The 16,383-nt window shown below is 41.9% G+C and carries 19 protein-coding genes; 9 read left to right on the top strand and 10 right to left on the bottom strand.

The annotated features are described in order from the left end of the window. The coding region (locus tag WN50_RS11950; RefSeq protein ID WP_049558990.1) for an RNA-guided endonuclease InsQ/TnpB family protein at positions 1-1,147 on the bottom strand (1,147 nt) is incomplete at its 3' end. A gap of 143 nt (positions 1,148-1,290) precedes the next feature. Between WN50_RS11950 and WN50_RS11945 the strand changes: the two genes are divergently transcribed. After that, entirely contained in the window at positions 1,291-1,515 is a 225-nt protein-coding gene (locus tag WN50_RS11945; RefSeq protein ID WP_053221498.1) for a transposase, read from the top strand. A gap of 77 nt (positions 1,516-1,592) precedes the next feature. Here WN50_RS11945 and WN50_RS11940 read toward each other — a convergent pair whose 3' ends face one another. Then, entirely contained in the window at positions 1,593-2,804 is a 1,212-nt protein-coding gene (locus WN50_RS11940) for an HhoA/HhoB/HtrA family serine endopeptidase (protein ID WP_046282013.1), read from the bottom strand. Between the two features lie 405 nt (positions 2,805-3,209). Between WN50_RS11940 and WN50_RS11935 the strand changes: the two genes are divergently transcribed. Then, complete coding sequence (locus WN50_RS11935; protein ID WP_235440933.1) at positions 3,210-3,557, top strand: hypothetical protein; 348 nt, start codon at positions 3,210-3,212, stop codon at positions 3,555-3,557. Between the two features lie 86 nt (positions 3,558-3,643). Here the strand turns inward: WN50_RS11935 and WN50_RS11930 are convergent, their stop codons facing one another. The 3 genes from WN50_RS11930 to WN50_RS11920 form a co-directional block, all read right to left on the bottom strand. Continuing rightward, positions 3,644-4,336, bottom strand: a complete 693-nt coding sequence (locus WN50_RS11930; protein WP_046282014.1) for a diacylglycerol/polyprenol kinase family protein — start codon at positions 4,334-4,336, stop codon at positions 3,644-3,646. Between the two features lie 87 nt (positions 4,337-4,423). Continuing rightward, complete coding sequence (locus WN50_RS11925) at positions 4,424-4,651, bottom strand: hypothetical protein (RefSeq protein WP_046282015.1); 228 nt, start codon at positions 4,649-4,651, stop codon at positions 4,424-4,426. A 212-nt stretch (positions 4,652-4,863) separates the two neighbouring features. Continuing rightward, entirely contained in the window at positions 4,864-5,925 is a 1,062-nt protein-coding gene (locus WN50_RS11920) for a hypothetical protein (RefSeq protein WP_200906260.1), read from the bottom strand. A gap of 186 nt (positions 5,926-6,111) precedes the next feature. Here WN50_RS11920 and WN50_RS11915 point away from each other — a divergent pair, with 186 nt between their 5' ends. Continuing rightward, positions 6,112-7,437, top strand: coding sequence for a serine/threonine protein kinase (locus WN50_RS11915; protein WP_046282016.1), 1,326 nt, complete (start codon positions 6,112-6,114; stop codon positions 7,435-7,437). 7 nt (positions 7,438-7,444) lie between these two features. Here the strand turns inward: WN50_RS11915 and WN50_RS11910 are convergent, their stop codons facing one another. Both WN50_RS11910 and WN50_RS11905 read right to left on the bottom strand, forming a co-directional pair. Continuing rightward, entirely contained in the window at positions 7,445-8,659 is a 1,215-nt protein-coding gene (locus WN50_RS11910) for a DNA double-strand break repair nuclease NurA (RefSeq protein WP_046282017.1), read from the bottom strand. Positions 8,660-8,740: 81 nt separating this feature from the next. Continuing rightward, positions 8,741-9,523 carry an HAD family hydrolase gene (locus WN50_RS11905; protein WP_046282018.1) on the bottom strand — a complete coding sequence of 261 codons (783 nt, stop codon included), beginning with the start codon at positions 9,521-9,523 and terminating at the stop codon, positions 8,741-8,743. A gap of 146 nt (positions 9,524-9,669) precedes the next feature. On the opposite strand from WN50_RS11905, the gene WN50_RS34015 reads away from it, so the two are divergent. From WN50_RS34015 to WN50_RS11880, 5 genes are all read left to right on the top strand, one after another. Next, on the top strand, positions 9,670-9,840 hold the full coding sequence (locus tag WN50_RS34015) for a chlorophyll a/b-binding protein (RefSeq protein ID WP_046282019.1): 171 nt from the start codon (positions 9,670-9,672) through the stop codon (positions 9,838-9,840). A 167-nt stretch (positions 9,841-10,007) separates the two neighbouring features. Beyond that, the gene (locus WN50_RS11895; RefSeq protein ID WP_046282020.1) at positions 10,008-10,301 is read left to right on the top strand and encodes a hypothetical protein; all 294 of its coding nucleotides are present in this window, start codon (positions 10,008-10,010) and stop codon (positions 10,299-10,301) included. Positions 10,302-10,351: 50 nt separating this feature from the next. Beyond that, complete coding sequence (locus WN50_RS11890) at positions 10,352-10,783, top strand: heavy metal-responsive transcriptional regulator (protein ID WP_046282021.1); 432 nt, start codon at positions 10,352-10,354, stop codon at positions 10,781-10,783. A gap of 375 nt (positions 10,784-11,158) precedes the next feature. Then, positions 11,159-11,938, top strand: a complete 780-nt coding sequence (locus WN50_RS11885) for a 2-phosphosulfolactate phosphatase family protein (protein ID WP_046282023.1) — start codon at positions 11,159-11,161, stop codon at positions 11,936-11,938. Between the two features lie 68 nt (positions 11,939-12,006). Then, a complete protein-coding gene (locus WN50_RS11880; protein WP_049559215.1) occupies positions 12,007-12,921 on the top strand; it encodes a RusA family crossover junction endodeoxyribonuclease in 915 nt (304 codons plus the stop codon). Between the two features lie 11 nt (positions 12,922-12,932). Here WN50_RS11880 and WN50_RS11875 read toward each other — a convergent pair whose 3' ends face one another. Beyond that, positions 12,933-13,679, bottom strand: coding sequence for an alpha/beta hydrolase (locus WN50_RS11875; RefSeq protein WP_049559211.1), 747 nt, complete (start codon positions 13,677-13,679; stop codon positions 12,933-12,935). Positions 13,680-13,924: 245 nt separating this feature from the next. Here WN50_RS11875 and WN50_RS11870 point away from each other — a divergent pair, with 245 nt between their 5' ends. Next, positions 13,925-14,839 carry a DMT family transporter gene (locus WN50_RS11870; protein ID WP_046282025.1) on the top strand — a complete coding sequence of 305 codons (915 nt, stop codon included), beginning with the start codon at positions 13,925-13,927 and terminating at the stop codon, positions 14,837-14,839. A gap of 35 nt (positions 14,840-14,874) precedes the next feature. Here WN50_RS11870 and WN50_RS11865 read toward each other — a convergent pair whose 3' ends face one another. Both WN50_RS11865 and WN50_RS36120 read right to left on the bottom strand, forming a co-directional pair. Then, complete coding sequence (locus WN50_RS11865; protein ID WP_425354801.1) at positions 14,875-16,077, bottom strand: RNA-guided endonuclease InsQ/TnpB family protein; 1,203 nt, start codon at positions 16,075-16,077, stop codon at positions 14,875-14,877. Between the two features lie 8 nt (positions 16,078-16,085). Continuing rightward, the coding region (locus WN50_RS36120) for an HNH endonuclease (protein ID WP_049559208.1) at positions 16,086-16,383 on the bottom strand (298 nt) is incomplete at its 5' end.

Genomic DNA, 16,383 nt, shown 5'->3' with positions numbered 1-16,383 from the left:
GCCCTAGCGCATATTCAATACCACGATTTCTGATCACCTGTGCGGCAGCCACATCCCTATTGGTTTTATATCCACATTCAGGACAATTATGTTCTCTTTCGGAGAGTAACTTTTTGCCCGTGTGGAACCCGCAGTTAGGACAGATTTGAGAAGTATAATTCTTGTCCACCTTGGCGACAAAAACATCCCGCTTCCATGCCACCCAATTAAGGATGGTGACAAACTGTCCAAAACTAGCATCTAAGGTATGTTTGCCCAACATTCCTTTTGCCCAAGTGATGAAGTTTATGTCTTCAATGAAGATGGCTTCGGCTTGGTCGCAAAGATGGTGAGCCAATTGAAAATGCCAGTCTTTTCTAGTATCAGAAATGCGTTGGTGTAACCTAGCAATCCGTTGGTTGAGCTTGTGACGATTGTTAGACCCTTTTTGCTTGTTCCTTAATCTACGTTGTAGCAATTTCAGCTCACGGTGTAGTTGGTTCAAGAATCGAGGTCTTGCAACAAGCTCCCCATCGGAGGTTGCTAAAAATTTATCTAACCCCAAGTCAATGCCCAAGGGATGCCCGTGGAATGGAACATCAGGGACACTGACATCCAATTGTAGAGAAAGCATCACGAAGTAACCTGATGCCCGTCGCACAATCCTCGCCTGTTTAACCTCGAAACCTTCGGGAATATCCCTGGACTTTCTAAATTTAATCCACCCCAATTGAGGGAGTTTGATCTGATTGCCCTGAACACAATCCTTGAGCATTTGAGGGTAAACAAAAGAGCGCAGTCGATATTTATTCTTGAAGCGAGGAAACCCTTTCTTCTTTGACTGCATATCGACAAAAGCCCTGTCCAACGACCTCAACACTTGCTGTAGCACTTGGGCGTTAACGCAGGACAACCTTTCATCCTTTTTCTTGGCTTCTGTCAAAGCTTTCGCTTGACTGTGATAACCAGGATAAGGGGTATCTGCCGGAATAATGTATTCCTTTTCCAGTGAGCAAGAGTTGACTGGGGATTTGCGAGAATTAATCCAGTCCTTTCTTTCCCTTAAAGCAAAATTCCAGACCGAACGACAAACATTCAAAGTATTTTCGATTACCTCGATTTGGCGTTGATCCGGAATCAGCTTAAATTCGTAAGTTAAGGACAGCATTGCTTTTCTTGGCGAAACCCATCTCAATATTAGCCTGTTCTACACAAGTATGCCAAGCCATGTAGGATTCGCTTCGCTCAGTTTTCTTTGTTGGTCAAAATTCATCTCGCCGTTAAGCCGAAGGCTCTAACGGGAGTCCTCTTTTGACATTTAAGATAGACAAGCATCCTAATATCTCGGAATCGGATCTAGCTATGGCTCTAAAAACTATAACGAGCAGGGAGGTTCGGAGAAATTTTGCTGATTATCTGAAAAATTATTATGGTCAACCTGTTTTTTGGAAACGAGGGTATTGCGTGGTTTCGGCAGGTGGGTTAAGTCTTAAAAAGCTAGTAGAATACATCGAAAACCAAGGTTATGATGACTAAGCCTGCACGACACCGATACGCATCTCTGACTCCCACCAAGATCAGCGCGTAGGTGGGAGCCGGGTCGGGCTATTTATTCAATCTCCAGACAAAGCTGATTCGGGGAAAACAGTGGTTTTGAGTTTGAGGTTTTGAACTTGACCTTCTCGGTTAATTTCGAGCGCTAATTCCTCGCCAACCGCCTTCTGATGGACTTCTTCTTGAACTTGAGCAGGTGTTGTAACCGCAATACCGCTAACTTTTTGCAGGATATCTCCTTTTAAAATCCCGGCTTTAGCCGCAGGAGAATCTTCCACAACCCTCACAATCAATACCCCTCGGTCTTTGAGCAACTTCACTTCAAGCTGTTCACTCATTTCTTCTTTAATTTTCGGAGTCAACTCGACCATTTGAACTCCAAGGAATGGATGATCCGCTTTGCCTTTTTCAAATAACTGATTAGCAATTCTGACAGCCGTTTCAATCGGAATGGCAAATCCTAACCCCTGTGCATTGGCTCGAATTGCTGTATTCACCCCAATCACTTGTCCTTTATCATTCAATAACGGCCCACCCGAATTCCCCGGATTAATCGCCGCATCCGTTTGAATAAAGCGGACTCGCTTGTTGGGAATCCCCACTTGAGAACTCGTTCGACCAGTCGCACTAATAATCCCAACTGTAACAGTATTATCCAATCCTAAAGGATTGCCGATAGCAATTGCCCACTGTCCCGGAACAATCCGCTCAGAGCTACCCATCGGAGCAATCGGTAAATCTTTGACATCAATTTTAATCGCCGCTACATCGGTTAAATCATCAACCCCTTTAACTTTGCCTTCAAAAGTGCGACCATCTTTGAGAGTAACCAGTACCGTATTTGCGCCATCAACCACATGAGCATTCGTAATCAGGCGACCATCGGCCGCAACAATAAAGCCTGAACCCGTTCCGCGTCGTACCCGTTCATCAGACTGCGGGAGTTGATCACCAAAAAACCGTTTAAACAGGGGATTATTGAGAGATCCTGGCTCATTTCTGGAGAGTTGACGAGCCGCGTCAATTCGCACAACCGCCGGGCCGACCTTTTCGGCAGCTTCCGCAATAAAGTTTGAACTACTGCGTTCAACGACTCGATTTTCTGCAACCAAAGGCTCTGTGTTCACAGGTAACTGACGAACCACGGGAACTGCGGGGGAGTTGTGAGTCAGGTTTCTCGCTTGCAGGTAGCGATTTCCTAACCATCCTGTGCCACCACCGATTGAGAGTAGAGCCAAGTATACTGTGAGTTGTTTTAAAGACAAGTTCATCTGCACTTTTCCGATGGATACGTCATCTCCCCGAGCAAGAAATCTGCTGGAGTCTGTACTTGAAGTTGGAAGTCAAACAAGCGAGACGGGCTAACCCTTTTTCTGAAGCTATCACGATCAATTCGTGAAATCTGTTAGCTAAACACTTAGGTATCGAGATGGATGCCACATCAGCCCAGGGTTCCCCGTGAGATTCCCCCTTTTTCCTTTCCGACTTCACCCCCTCAAAAACCTGTATTGACTGAATTCAATGGTCGAGATAGCAAAGATACCTAAAGATTATGCCCTGTTTAATCTCATATTTCCAATTTAATCCAAAAATCTTTAACCTGATGGATTATGAATATCTACCTATTACTGCTCTGTCTCATCTAGACGCTACTATCAGCAGAGACTTTAACTGTATTGATGGTCTCAAACCCTTATTCTAGCCTGACTAACCTTGGACTCACCACCAAGCAAGCTAGGAAGTTAGGTAAACTTTCTCACCCCTATCAACCCCTGCTTCTCCGCATTTTGCATGGAGTCACAGGGATCTGTGCGATCGCGGCAATTCTGATGGCCGCTTGGAGGTATGATACTGATGATCGGCGGTTTAGCCGAATTTTTTTACCGAAGTTAGAAGCGATTGAAGGGATTCATGGTACGTTTGGGCTATGGACGCTGCTGATTTTTCCAGTATTTGTAGTATATGCCTTTCGTCGGGGTCAAAAACGCCTGATTCAGCCTGACTCTGTGCAAAAGCTGAGTTAACCGGGAAAGCTGATTTTGGGGTACACCCTACATCCTATTACAACGATTATTTGAGCTTGGTTAAAGAATTGGGTTTAAATTCTCGATTATCCCGGCCAATATTGATTCAGAAAAAAAGCTAACGCCGCACTACTGAGAGGAACCGTTAGGTTATCAATGCCTAATTTAGAAAACGCTTCCATTGCTGTAGCCATAACTGCAACAATCACAGAAATAACCCAAGTTTGCCAAATATTTCCTTGTACTGTGAATAAAATTAAGCTAGAAACAAGATAACTCACTAAGCACATGGTTAGAGAACCTTCCCAACTTTTTTGAATTCCCCAAATTTCATAGCGATGTCGTCCGAAATTCTGACCGATGACAGCCGCAAGTCCATCACCCCAAGTCATCACTAAAATCCCTAAAGCAGCATATTGAGGTTGATTTATGGGCCAGAAACAGCCGATTAAAACACCAATACTCACCGCATAAAAAAACGTTCCTAAACTTTTGCGTCCGACACTATTAATACTCGGTAAAATCGGAAATTTATAAGAAATTAGAGCGATAATCCCAGAAATTACCCCTGCTGAAATGCCAATCCAAGCGGGAATATTCAGCCACCATGCCAGTAGAATAACATTTCCCGTGCCAATATGAACAACCTTTCGGGAGACTTCCGCCTCCACAGACATCAAACGATTTAAACCTTCAGCAAGGAGTAAAATAACGCCTAACCAAACTGCAACTAAAGCGATTTGTTGCCAAATATTCAGACTTTCAGTTAGAATCGACATAAAATTTATCTAAAAACTCTATAATCAGCTTTCATTGAGTATTCTATTCTCTATTTTATTTCTATCTTGTCATTTTTGTTAATGATTTTAGTTGATGGGATTGATACTAAATTTAATCAACCATTTCAATTTTGACCGATCCCCGTTAAGATAAGCATAGAGTGTATCGGCTAAATCATTAATTCGCTCTATCGGAACAACATAATCAAATACATTAGCCATCACGCGAAGAGTTTGCCCTGTCCATTCTCCATCTACAACTAAAACGCCCAGTAAATTCGAGTTATACCCTTTCCAATTAATCGCTGAAAACATCTTATCTTTCGCATATAATGAAGCGTGTCTAGAAGAAGATTTACGCACTTCTATAAATGCTATAGCGCTACTTGAATCGGGAACAGGGAACGGGGAACAGCGCAAACTTGCGGCCCGGCGGTTTCCGGCGAGAGCAAAGTTTGCAAGAGAGGGAACAGCAGACTATGAAAGGGTTTCAGAATCTAAAAATGTCCTAACCAATTTGCGTAGTGCTATAGTGTATTATTTGAATCAGGGATCACAAAATCGGCTCTAAAATTATAAACCACACCAGGTAGGCTTGTGTATTCACTTTCACGCTCAAAATTTATTCCTCTTTTGTTTAGTGCATTTTCTACAATAGATTCTAGTAATATACGTCCTACTAAATCACGAACAATACCTTCTAACGTTGCTTCAAGTTGTTGTAACACTTCTCCCCGATTAATATTACTGGGGATAACTCTTTCTTCAAGTAGTTTAGCTAAACGTTCAGATGCAGGACGAGAAATTGAGGTATCTGAAATACTTCCAATTTGTTTTTTTAAAGCGGATTTACTAAATATTCCATTCAAATGTTGAAAAATGGGTAAAAGATAAGGATGACTGTGGATACTCTCAGAAGAAAAGGACTGAAACCCATCTGTAATTTCGTAGGCTTTCTCAAAAAATATCGTTCCTACTTGACGAATGTTACGGTATACAGAAAAAGTTACAGCCGTTTCCGTATCAAATTTGAGTGCTTGACGTCGTTTCCACTCTTCAACAGCTTGATCACTTGACATTTCTGTATTTATAACTCCTAAACCTGCTAGTAATAATTCTCTGGCTTCGGTATTACTAACTGAGTTGGGTGTAACGTTAGTTAAGCCATTTGTAGCTTCAGATAATTGTAAATAGATGCCAATAGAATCATTCATTATTTCCATTGCAATCTGGTAAAGTGTTTTTATTGATATTTCTTGGGGGTTTTTAAATCCGTTTAATAGAATATATTCAATTTTTTCTAGAGATTCCAAGCAATTCTTGAATGGAAGTTTACCTTGAGTTATTCTACAAAAGAAAGGATTCGGTTCGTAGCCAAAACATCTTAGCCCATGTTTGCAAGCTTCCACAAGAGTTGTACCACATCCGGCAAATGGATCTAGTATTTTTGAATCATCATCTAGGTTGGCTTTCTCGCAACAATTCCAGACAAATTCAGGTGAAAATCCTGCTATAAAATTAAACCATCTATGTATCGCATGGTACTGTGTCGTTGTATTAGTCGGAAGCTTTTTTTGATCTAATATCATTAGTCTAATTATAATTTGAGAACAATTACGCAATACTTACTTCTTTTCGAGCTTATCTATAAGAGCTTACCATATTTTTCATTAACTTAATCGATTCAATTCAGTATATCAGAAAACGAGTGACTGAGGCTTTGGGAAACCTATGCTAACTTGGAAAGAGTACAACCTCCTCACACCCTTTTCGGTATGTTAATCTCAGGAAACATTTTACAGGAACGATACCAACTCCAAAAACAATTGGGACGCACTGCTGCTGGACGTCAAACCTGGTTATCAACAGACTTACACACCCAGGAACAAGTCACCGTCAAGTTACTGGCGTTTAGTCCCCAGATGGAATGGGAGGAGTTAAAATTATTTGAACGAGAAGCTGAAGTTTTACAATCCCTCGATCATCCTCGCATTCCTCGATATCGAGACTATTTTTCCATCGATAGAGAAACGGGATCGGGTTTACCTTGGTTTGGGTTAGTTCAAGATTATATTCCCGGATCTTCCCTACAAGAACTCATTGAAAACGGAAAACGATTTACTGAGTCTGATGTCAAAAATATTGCTAAAAATGTTTTAGAAATTCTCATTTATTTACATCAGCTTAGTCCTCCGGTTTTGCATCGAGATATCAAACCTAGTAACCTAATTTATGGAAAAGATAAACAGATTTATTTGATTGATTTTGGAGCGGTACAAGCTCAAGCTCATGTCACTGGAGTAACGTTTACTGTGGTTGGAACCAGTGGTTATGCACCTTTAGAACAGTTTTGGGGACGAGCGGTTGCGGCTTCTGATTTGTATGCGTTAGGAGCAACATTAATTCATTTATTAACCGGAATTACACCCGCAGATTTACCTCAAAAAGAGTCTCGCATTCTATTTAGCGATCGCGTTAGTATTAGTCCTCATTTGATCAGTTGGTTAGAGACAATGACAGAAATTGCGGTAGAAAAACGTTTTCAAACGGCAAAGGTGGCGTTAGAGTGTTTTCTCTCGACAAAAAATCAGCATTCTATTCATTCCCAACCTGCAAAAATTAGAAAAATTGCTCAACCTGAATACAGTAAAATTAAATTGAGTAAATCACGCTATTTTTTAAAGATTTACTTCCCCGCCCAAGGATTCATGGAACTGGACTGTCAAGAAATGATTAGGTTTCTTGCACCAATACCCTTTTTTTTGATTTTGATACTTACGAATCCCTTTCTACTCTTAATATTATCCATTGTGATGCTCATCTTATTAGCGATACGGATCAATTTATGTAATGAGAAAATTTATGTTAACTTGAGCCACAATAAAATTGAAACCAAACGCAAGTCCTTTGGATTAAGTGATAGGGTAGAATATGCTAATATTTCCGATTTTTCAGGTGTTTTTGTGAAGGAAATCAAGTCCAACCATTATGCAGTAATGATTCGTTCGGGGACTAAAACTCATCAAATTGGTAGAGGATTAACAGAAGAAGAATCTCTTTGGCTGATTCTAGAAATTCAAGATTGGTTAAACTCTAAATGAGTGCTTTCTAAGCAATACTTCCCCGTTTTCTGGCTTCTTTATAAGACGTTCCAATATTTTTCATTCCAGCTTTAATCATTTGCTGTTCTAACATTGCAAAAAAACGAGTGCGATCGCCTCCTTTGACAACAGCTTGGTTGTGGGCTTCTGCTAACGCTACGGGATAACCATAGCCTTTTTTAACTTGGGCGATCATCATTCCTAATGCTAATTCTAACTGTTCGGAATTTTCAGCCACCCAAGCAGGAATTTCAATTCTGGCGATTTCTGTTCCGACATTCACATAACAAAAATAGACTTGATGACCATCATACAGATCTAATATTTTAGCTTGCGATCGCCATAACGGACTACGTTGACCGGGTTGTAATTTAGACGCCCAAACCACTGTATCTCGCAACGGTTCAACTCCTTGACAGGGTGCTTTTTTAGAAAAACCTTGGCTATCAATAATTCCCACCGTCGGACAATATTTAATACAGTTGGGTTCGGGGTGAGGACAAGCTTCTAACCGCAAAAAAGACACCGTTTCACTACTGCGAGAAGCACTCACATATCCTAATATCGGAATTCCGGCTAACCGTAAACTCTCCCAAGCGTCTAATATCGGTTCTAAGATTAAATTGCGGGCTTCCCAGGGAAGTTGTTCAAGAAACCAATAAGTTAAAGAACCATCTACCATTGCTAAGGTTGGGGTGGTTAATTGACTTGATGTTTTTAATAAATGCTCTCCAATTTCTGCTAAAATAACGGCTTCGGAAACCATTCTCCGATAGCCCATCCATTCTTCGGTTCTAATTCCCCATTGACGAGAAATATATAAATCTTCCGGCTGATAATAAATTTCGGGAACACTATCTAAAACCGGATGACGACTCTGACCATAATATAAAATAATCCGACCAACATTTAACAAATAACAATAGGCAATTTCGTGAGCGCTGGGTGAAATTTGAGAACCATCTGTAGCGAATACCGTATGAACTTTTGGGGGAACGGGAATATAGGAACAAGTATCTATCGGTTCCACAGGCTTTGCTGCATTAAATAAAATGCGATTTCCTAAATTTTCCTGATGAGCAACTAACTTACTTTGATGGGGTTTAGCCGCTTCAAATAAGCTTTCAGCCACCTCTAAGCGTTTACGGGCGGCTTCGACTTCCCGACTCATGTGTTGACTCATTCCCTGCATTTGTAGGGCGAGTTTTGTGAGATCAAGCATAGGTTTTCAGAGGACTTGAAAACAGGTAATGAGTTTAATCATAGAACAAAATTGATCTTTCAGGCAACTTCTGAGGTTTTGTTATCCCCAAGCCGAAAAGTCTTCTATAAACTCAGACAAAGATAAAAGCTGAATACGCGGATATTCGCTGACAGAATTTCGTTCGGTTTGAGTATTGTAACCCCAGTCTGCCAGAAACAAACGCACATCGCCCAAATCGGGTTGTTGTTGAACCGTCAGTAAGGTATTGAGTCGATCTTCGACAAACCAAATATTGGGAGTCGGTTTAATTGTTGCCAATAACTCTCGCAAAATTTCATATTTAGGACGTTTTTCCCCTTTGCCAAAAATCGTCCCTTCTGCCATATTCACCCCTCCTTGTTCGAGAAGCGATCGCACAAACCGTTCTTCTTTCGTTGTGATAATATAAAGCTGTAAAGAAGACTCTAAAAATAACTTGACCCGTTCAATCACTCCTGGATAAAACCGATGTAAAGACAACCAACTGGGTAAATCCTCGAAAATCCATTGATCACGGATACTATCGAGTTGAGTCGATAACGTTTTCGGATCTAAATTTTCTTCGGTAATCGTCTGTTTAGCAATCGTCGGCCAATCTTGCAAAATCTCGGTTTCAGACGTTCCCTTGACCAATTCTCGCACCAATATAGGCATTTCCCAACCTGTTTCGATGACTGGGCGAGTCCGATAGAATTTTTGGGCGAGATCATTTGTCGGTACTGGATCAGAAGGCGACCAAATGCGACAATAGGTTCGCCATGCCGTCTGAAAATATTCAATCATACCATCACAGACAACCCCATCAAAATCAAGAGCGAGAAGCGTTGCTGAGTCGGTTGCCATAAATCAAAACCTCCAATTTAGATAGTGATGTGATCGTCCGCTTCATGTATACTATGGCGGAGACTCTCAGCACAAGTCAACTGAGAACGTTTATTTTGAGAAGGATTACAATTAAAGTAAGACCCGTGCAGGACAATCAAACATCTATGACACAAACACAACCGACAACTACCCCCAACTTAGAAGAACCGAAATTTGGATTTAATCGTTATGCGGAACGTTTAAATGGCCGCGCCGCGATGGTCGGTTTTGTCATCACACTCGCTGTTGAATATTTTACCGGACAAGGGTTGCTATCCTGGCTCGGCTTGAGTTAATCTAGGGGCAACTTCCTCTACTCAGAGGGGGGAAGTTGCTTTGACAACCTCCAAGGGAAGTTTGAATCAGTTGAGATGAATTTCAGCAAGTCGGCTAGTAGACTTTATTGCGGATGCCCATCAAAAGTTAAAGAAAATAACGATAATAGAGAGTAGAATCAGCACAGATGAACGCATTATGGCTACGGATGTTTAAGTCCGCTTATCGTAGAGAGCCAGTTGTCAGTTTTATGATTACCGTGGGAGCGGTTGATGCTGTGATTGGCGGAGTCGGCGCAACTTGGTCACTATTGGGTTTTGGAGTGGGAACGGTTGGTATTGCAGTTTTGCTTCGATGGTGGCAAAGCCAAGGTTCTCAAGTCGAGTCGCCAGAAGCCGCACCAGAATATTATCTTCCTCCGAGTTCTGCTCGAGCTCCTCTGCCAATGTTGACTCCCAAACAGAAGCGTCCGCCTTACTAATATAAAAGGAGAATTGGCAACTTGGCTGGTGAGTTTTAAAATTTGTTCTCATGGTTTCTACAACCCACAATCAACTCCTCAAAATTGGTGAAGTTTCCAGTCAAACGGGTTTATCGGTTAAAACCATCCGTTATTATGAAGAGATTGGTTTACTCATTCCGACGGTTGAACGATCTGAGTCTGGATATCGCCTGTTTAATTCCTCTGTTTTAACGCGGTTGAGTTTTGTTAAACGGGCTAAATCTTTGGGGTTGAGTTTGAGTGAAATTCGAGAAATTTTAGAGATTCGCGATCAGGGTGAGTTGCCTTGTGGGGAGGTGAAGCACTGTTTAGAAGCGAAGGTTGATGCGATTAATCAGCAAATTGCCGCCTTAGAAACCCTCAAAGGGGAGTTAGTTGAGTTACTTGATCAATGGCAAGATCAACCTTCATTTCAACAAGCGGCGCAGACTATCTGTCCGAATATTCAGGTTGATTCCTAAATATAATCCCAAAAATAAAGGGAAGGGATTTTCTGATTTTCCCTTCCCTAGCTGTTCTGGTTTGCTTGGATTGCCCTGTTCAGGCTTCAGTTTGTTTCGCAGAACTTGCTGCCGTTTCTTCAGTTGTTTTGCTCGAGCTGAACCGCCTTTTCCTTTATCGTTTCTTCCCTGGCGGCGTGGGGATTCCCATCGCTTTAGGTATGACATGACTAGCCTGATTTTACTATTTTTTCTATTGTAAATGGAAAATTCCAAATGGTCAACCCCTAAAGGCAAATTTAAGGATTTCATAGAACCATTCAAAAATAAAAGTTAAACTCGGTCAAAAAACCCTAAAATAGATAATCGGCAAGTTTACTTATAACGGTCATCACTGTGAAGCTGTTTGTTTATCACACTCCCGAACTTACCCCGACAGATATGCCTGAATGCGCGATTGTCGTCGATGTTCTACGGGCAACAACAACAATTGCAACGGCGCTGAATGCTGGGGCTGAAGCGGTGCAGGTTTTTAGCGACATAGAAGTGTTAATGCAAGTCAGCGAACAATGGCCGGCTGACAAGCGCGTGAGAGTCGGTGAACGCGGAGGCCAGAAAGTCGCAGGCTGTGATTTGGGAAATTCTCCCCTCGACTGCACGCCGGAAATGGTCAACGGAAAACGATTATTTATGACCACAACCAACGGCACTCGGGCTTTACAACGGGTTCAAAACGCTCCGGTGGTGATCACGTCTGCTTTGGTTAATCGACAAGCCGTCGTTGAGTATCTGATGACGAAAAAGCCTGAAACGGTTTGGATTTTGGGTTCAGGTTGGGAAGGAAGCTATTCTTTAGAGGATACGGTTTGTGCAGGCGCAATTGCCAATAGTTTGATCACAGAAATGGGTTATCCTGTCGATGATGTCGCAGGCAATGACGAAGTTTATGGGGCGATTTCACTTTATTTGCAGTGGCAAGATCAACTCTATCAACTGCTGAACTCAGCCAGTCATGGCAGGCGTCTTGCTGGGTTAAAATGCTATGATGACTTGAAATATTGCGCTCAAACCGATAAGCTAGATGTTCTACCGATTCAAAGTGAACCCGGTGTATTGGTGAAGTCTAATCTCGAAACTCAAAATTTGCAATATTGGATGGATGATTCAAACACCTAAAATTCATCGTTGCATTCCGCAATTAAATCTCAGATGTTATTTCTTTAGGGATAGAGTTTTCTTTTAATGTGAACAGCCCACTAAACTTGCTCACGGATTCTATTTTGACTCTCCCCAAACCCGCTCAACTTGATCAATTGGCGACTCGCATTCATCAAGAACATCAGCTTTGCATTCAATCTCCCAAAACCTCACTGATTCATGCTTGCAATGCGGGGGCTGTGTTGATCAAAGCTCGAACTGTAATTTCTGCGACTGACTGGGGAAATTGGCTGAAGACGCAGTGCAATCTCACAGAACAAACGGCTCAGATGTATATGGGAATGGCGGGTAAATATTCTCAAGTTCAAGACTATATTGAACAGCCCGTATTACCCCCAAAACCAGAGAGTTGGCTTCCTTCTCCTCGTCTGCTTTCTGAATTGACTGTTGTTCCAGAAGCGATCGCACCAGAGGAAATTAAACATTTAGAATCCTCTGCTGAAGCTGTTCCTCAAAGTATTAGCCTTCAACAGTCACCAGCCCCAGCTACCCCTGAGATTGAATCCGTTATTGATGTTGATTTTACACCGATTCAAGCAAATTCTCAGCTTCATTCTACTGCGGATTTGATTCGGTTTTGTATTCCCGGAGCGGTTGTTCCAAAGGCTCGTCCCCGTGTCACCTCAAATGGCACCTATATGCCCAATCGTTATCGAGAATGGCGAAATAGAGCGGAAATCGAGCTATATCGTCAGATGTCTCAGCTTCGATCTGAGCATAAATTTCCCCTACAAAAAGCGGCAGTTGCTATTCGTTTTTTTGGGAATCATCGCACCAATTCTGATTTAGATAACATGGCGGGTGCTTGTTTAGATGCACTCACTTTAAACGGGGCGGGGGTGTTAATGGATGATCGTTTAAGTTGTCTTCCCCGCTTAACCGTTGAATATGTTTCAGGAACAGAAGAAACCGGAATTTGGATAGAAATACAGCCGCTTTAATGAGATTTGTTCTAATTGTTAGGGATGATCGGTTTGCGGTTAATAATCTCTTCTAACAGTTTCGAGATTTCAACCGCTTTATTCAAAATCATAAAATGCCCCCCTTCTTTATAGCAATTCGCATCAATAAAACGCTTGGGAAAAATGCGATCATTTAGCCCATGAATCTGATACAAATTATCAGGAATTGTTTTGTTTTTCCAAGTAACAACTTTGTGAATTGCCCATTTCATAAAACCTGCATCTGTATCTCGCAAAATTGCTCTCAATAACCGACGTTCCTCAACGGTTTCTATACTAAAAAACCAAAACAGTATCCAATACAATGCCCAAAATAAACTCTTAAACGGAAAGATTCGATGAATTGGAAACCCTCTAAAAACTTTAAAATAAGGTGGAATTTCCGACTGAGTTTTCGTGCTAGAAACAAGAATCACTTTCTCAACTTTAATCTGTTTAGCAATTTCTACCGCAACAATACCCCCAAAAGAAAGACCCACTAAAATAGGATGATCTGATTTAATTTGAGACGTTAAACGTTGAGCATAATCTTCAATTGACTCCCCCTTTTTAGGTTCTAACCAATTAACATAAACAGGCTTATATCCTTCTACTTTTAATCGTTTAAATACCCGTCTGTCCGCACCCAATCCACTAATAAAATAGATATCTTTTAAGCTCTTTTCAAACTGTTTTACCTGTTTCTTCTGCTCAATTAAAGCTGGTATTTTTGGTTCTATTTCTTGATAGTTTACCATCCGTATTGCGTTCAGAAACAACAGTGACTCTTTCATTTTAACTCAGTTTTTTGGAAAATCCTCTATAAAAAGATAGAGATAGAGAATAATTTAAAAATTTTATCTAAAACCCTAAATTAAAAGAATAAAAAACACGCTCGACAGGGAGAACACCAAGATAAAATCTTTGTGTCTTTGTCTCTTTGTGGTCTAACCAATTTTCTCTGAACCTGTTATCATGCGTTAATTGTGTTCAAGTATTTTAGATGATTCAACTTTCTCTTTTCACAAACTTTCGGGGTGAATTTGCAGCTTTATTGGCAGCTTTTTTGTGGTCGCTATCTTCGGTAGTTTATAGTCAAGCCGGACAGAAAATTTCCGCCATTGGATTAAACTTAATTAAAGGCGTGATGGCGATTCTATTCTTTCTGTTAACGATTATCCTGCGAGGCAGTCTATTCCCTGATATTGAATTAACAACCGTCGGTTTATTACTGCTGAGTGGTATCATTGGAATTGCCATCGGAGACAGTGCTTATTTTACTACGTTGAAATGTTTGGGGCCAAGACGAGCGCTGTTGATGGAAACGTTAGCCCCGCCCCTAACGGCAATTTTAGCGTTTATTTTCCTACAAGAACGACTCCCGCTTTCGGCTTGGTTTGGGATTATTTTAACCGTTTTAGGCGTGGCTTGGGTGGTAACTGAACGAGTGGGAGATGGTGTTGTCGGTTCAACTCATTTACGACGCGGGTTGTTGTTTGGGTTGTTAGCAGAAATCTGTCAAGCGGTGGGTGTCATTTTATCGCACGTCGCCCTGACGCAAACTGAAATTAGCCCGTTGTGGAGTACCTTATTACGGTTATCGGGTGGAACCATTATCTTATTTTTATGGCTGTTAATTCACCGCCAAAACTTTGATTTAATCTTAAAACCCTTGCAGTCTCGACGAACATTTTTAGTCATCGGACTGGCAACCTTTTTAGGCACATACTTGGGAATTTGGTTGCAACAAACGGCTTTGAAATTCACGGCTGCGGGGATTGCTCAAGCGCTCAGTTCTACCAGTCCTCTGTTTGTTTTACCGATTGCGGCGAGTCTGGGAGATAGAGTGAGCCTCAGAGCAATATTAGGGGCAATGATTGCGATCGCAGGAGTTGTATTATTGTTTCAAGGATCTTGACACTCCCCAGCGATAGAATCGCGGGGATTCTAGCTTCACTGTCGTTGCTTGCCTTTGCAGGTCTTGCGACCAACAGAGATAGAGACAACAACTCCACTAGCGTTACTTCCGGGTTGCCCACCCGTAGCGGCAGGTGCTACAACGGGGGGAACCCCCGCAACGCACTGCCTTGCCTTTGCACGACTTAAGATTACTTTGGCAGCATTCACGTCCCGATGTTCAACGTGACCACAAGTAGGGCAAGAATGAGTGCGAGTGCTTAGAGTTTTTTGGACTTTAGTACCGCACTTGCTGCATTCTTGGCTTGTGAAATGTGGAGGAACAGCAATTACTTCCCTGCCAAACTTCTGCCCAAAGTATTCGAGCCAGAGGCGGAATTGATACCAAGAAACATCATTAATACTTTTGGCTAGCTTGTGATTTTTCACCAGTCCGCTTACATTTAAGTCTTCCAAGACAACCTTAGCGTTTGCTAGGCATAAGTTACGCGCCAGTCTCTTAGCGTGTTCTTCTCTTTGTCGAGTTACTCTTAAATGCTTGCGTCCATAAACACCACGAGCTTTTTTCCGTCCGCTTGACCCCTTCTTTTTCTTGTAAATTTGACGCTGAGAGCGCAAGATATTCTTCTCGGCTTTGCGTAAAAACCGAGGATTTTCCTCGTGATTGCCGGAAGAGTCGGAATAAAAGTATTCTAGTCCAACATCAATACCGACTTCTGTATTAGTATTTGGCGCATCTTGCTGATTATCAACCTTGACGCAAAATTGCACATAGTAGCCATCAGCTTTTCGTACAATGCGAACTCGCTTGATTAGGTCTACGGGGAATGTGTGAATATCCCATTTTCCTAACAACTTGAGTGAGCCAATACCTTTTTTGTCGGTGAAATTAATACGACGCTTGGATGAATGCAATTTCCAGCCAGAAACCTTGTACTCAACCGAACGGGTATTTTTCTTGAACCGAGGGTACCCTTTCTTCCCAGGCTTCTTTTTCTTGCAATTGTCGAAAAATCGATTGATTGCACGTTCTACATTCTCAACAGATGCTTGACAAGCATGGGAGTTTAGTTCTGCAACGAATGTGTACTCTGCACGTAACTGAGTGTTGTACTGGTACATCTCTTTTTTGCCGACACCTCGATTATCCATCCAGTATCTCAGCACTTTGTTGTCGGGTAGGAGAGCATACGTCGCCGCATCTCTCCCCCCTAAGAACCGGACTTGACAGTTTCCCATCATCCGGCTCAAGCCTCCAGAGTCTCAGAACATTTACCCGTATGTACGTGCTTGTGGCAGGTGAGGTGTAGGTGGACTAGGTTGTCTTCCCTGTTAGTACCCCCATCCTTTACTTGCACTTTATGGTGGGTGTGTAGCTTTTCTCCATTAAACAGGTGTTCACCGCATATTGGGCATTTCCAGCTTTGGTTTTGGGCTACTTTAAATAGCTTTGAACCTCTTGCAAAGTATGTTTTCCCGTAGTTGGTTCTACGTTTTTCCCAGTATTCGGTTAGTTTGGGGTCGTCGGGGGATGCTGTTCCCTTG

The organism is Limnoraphis robusta CS-951, assembly GCF_000972705.2.
This window is presented reverse-complemented; position numbering and strand designations above follow the sequence as displayed.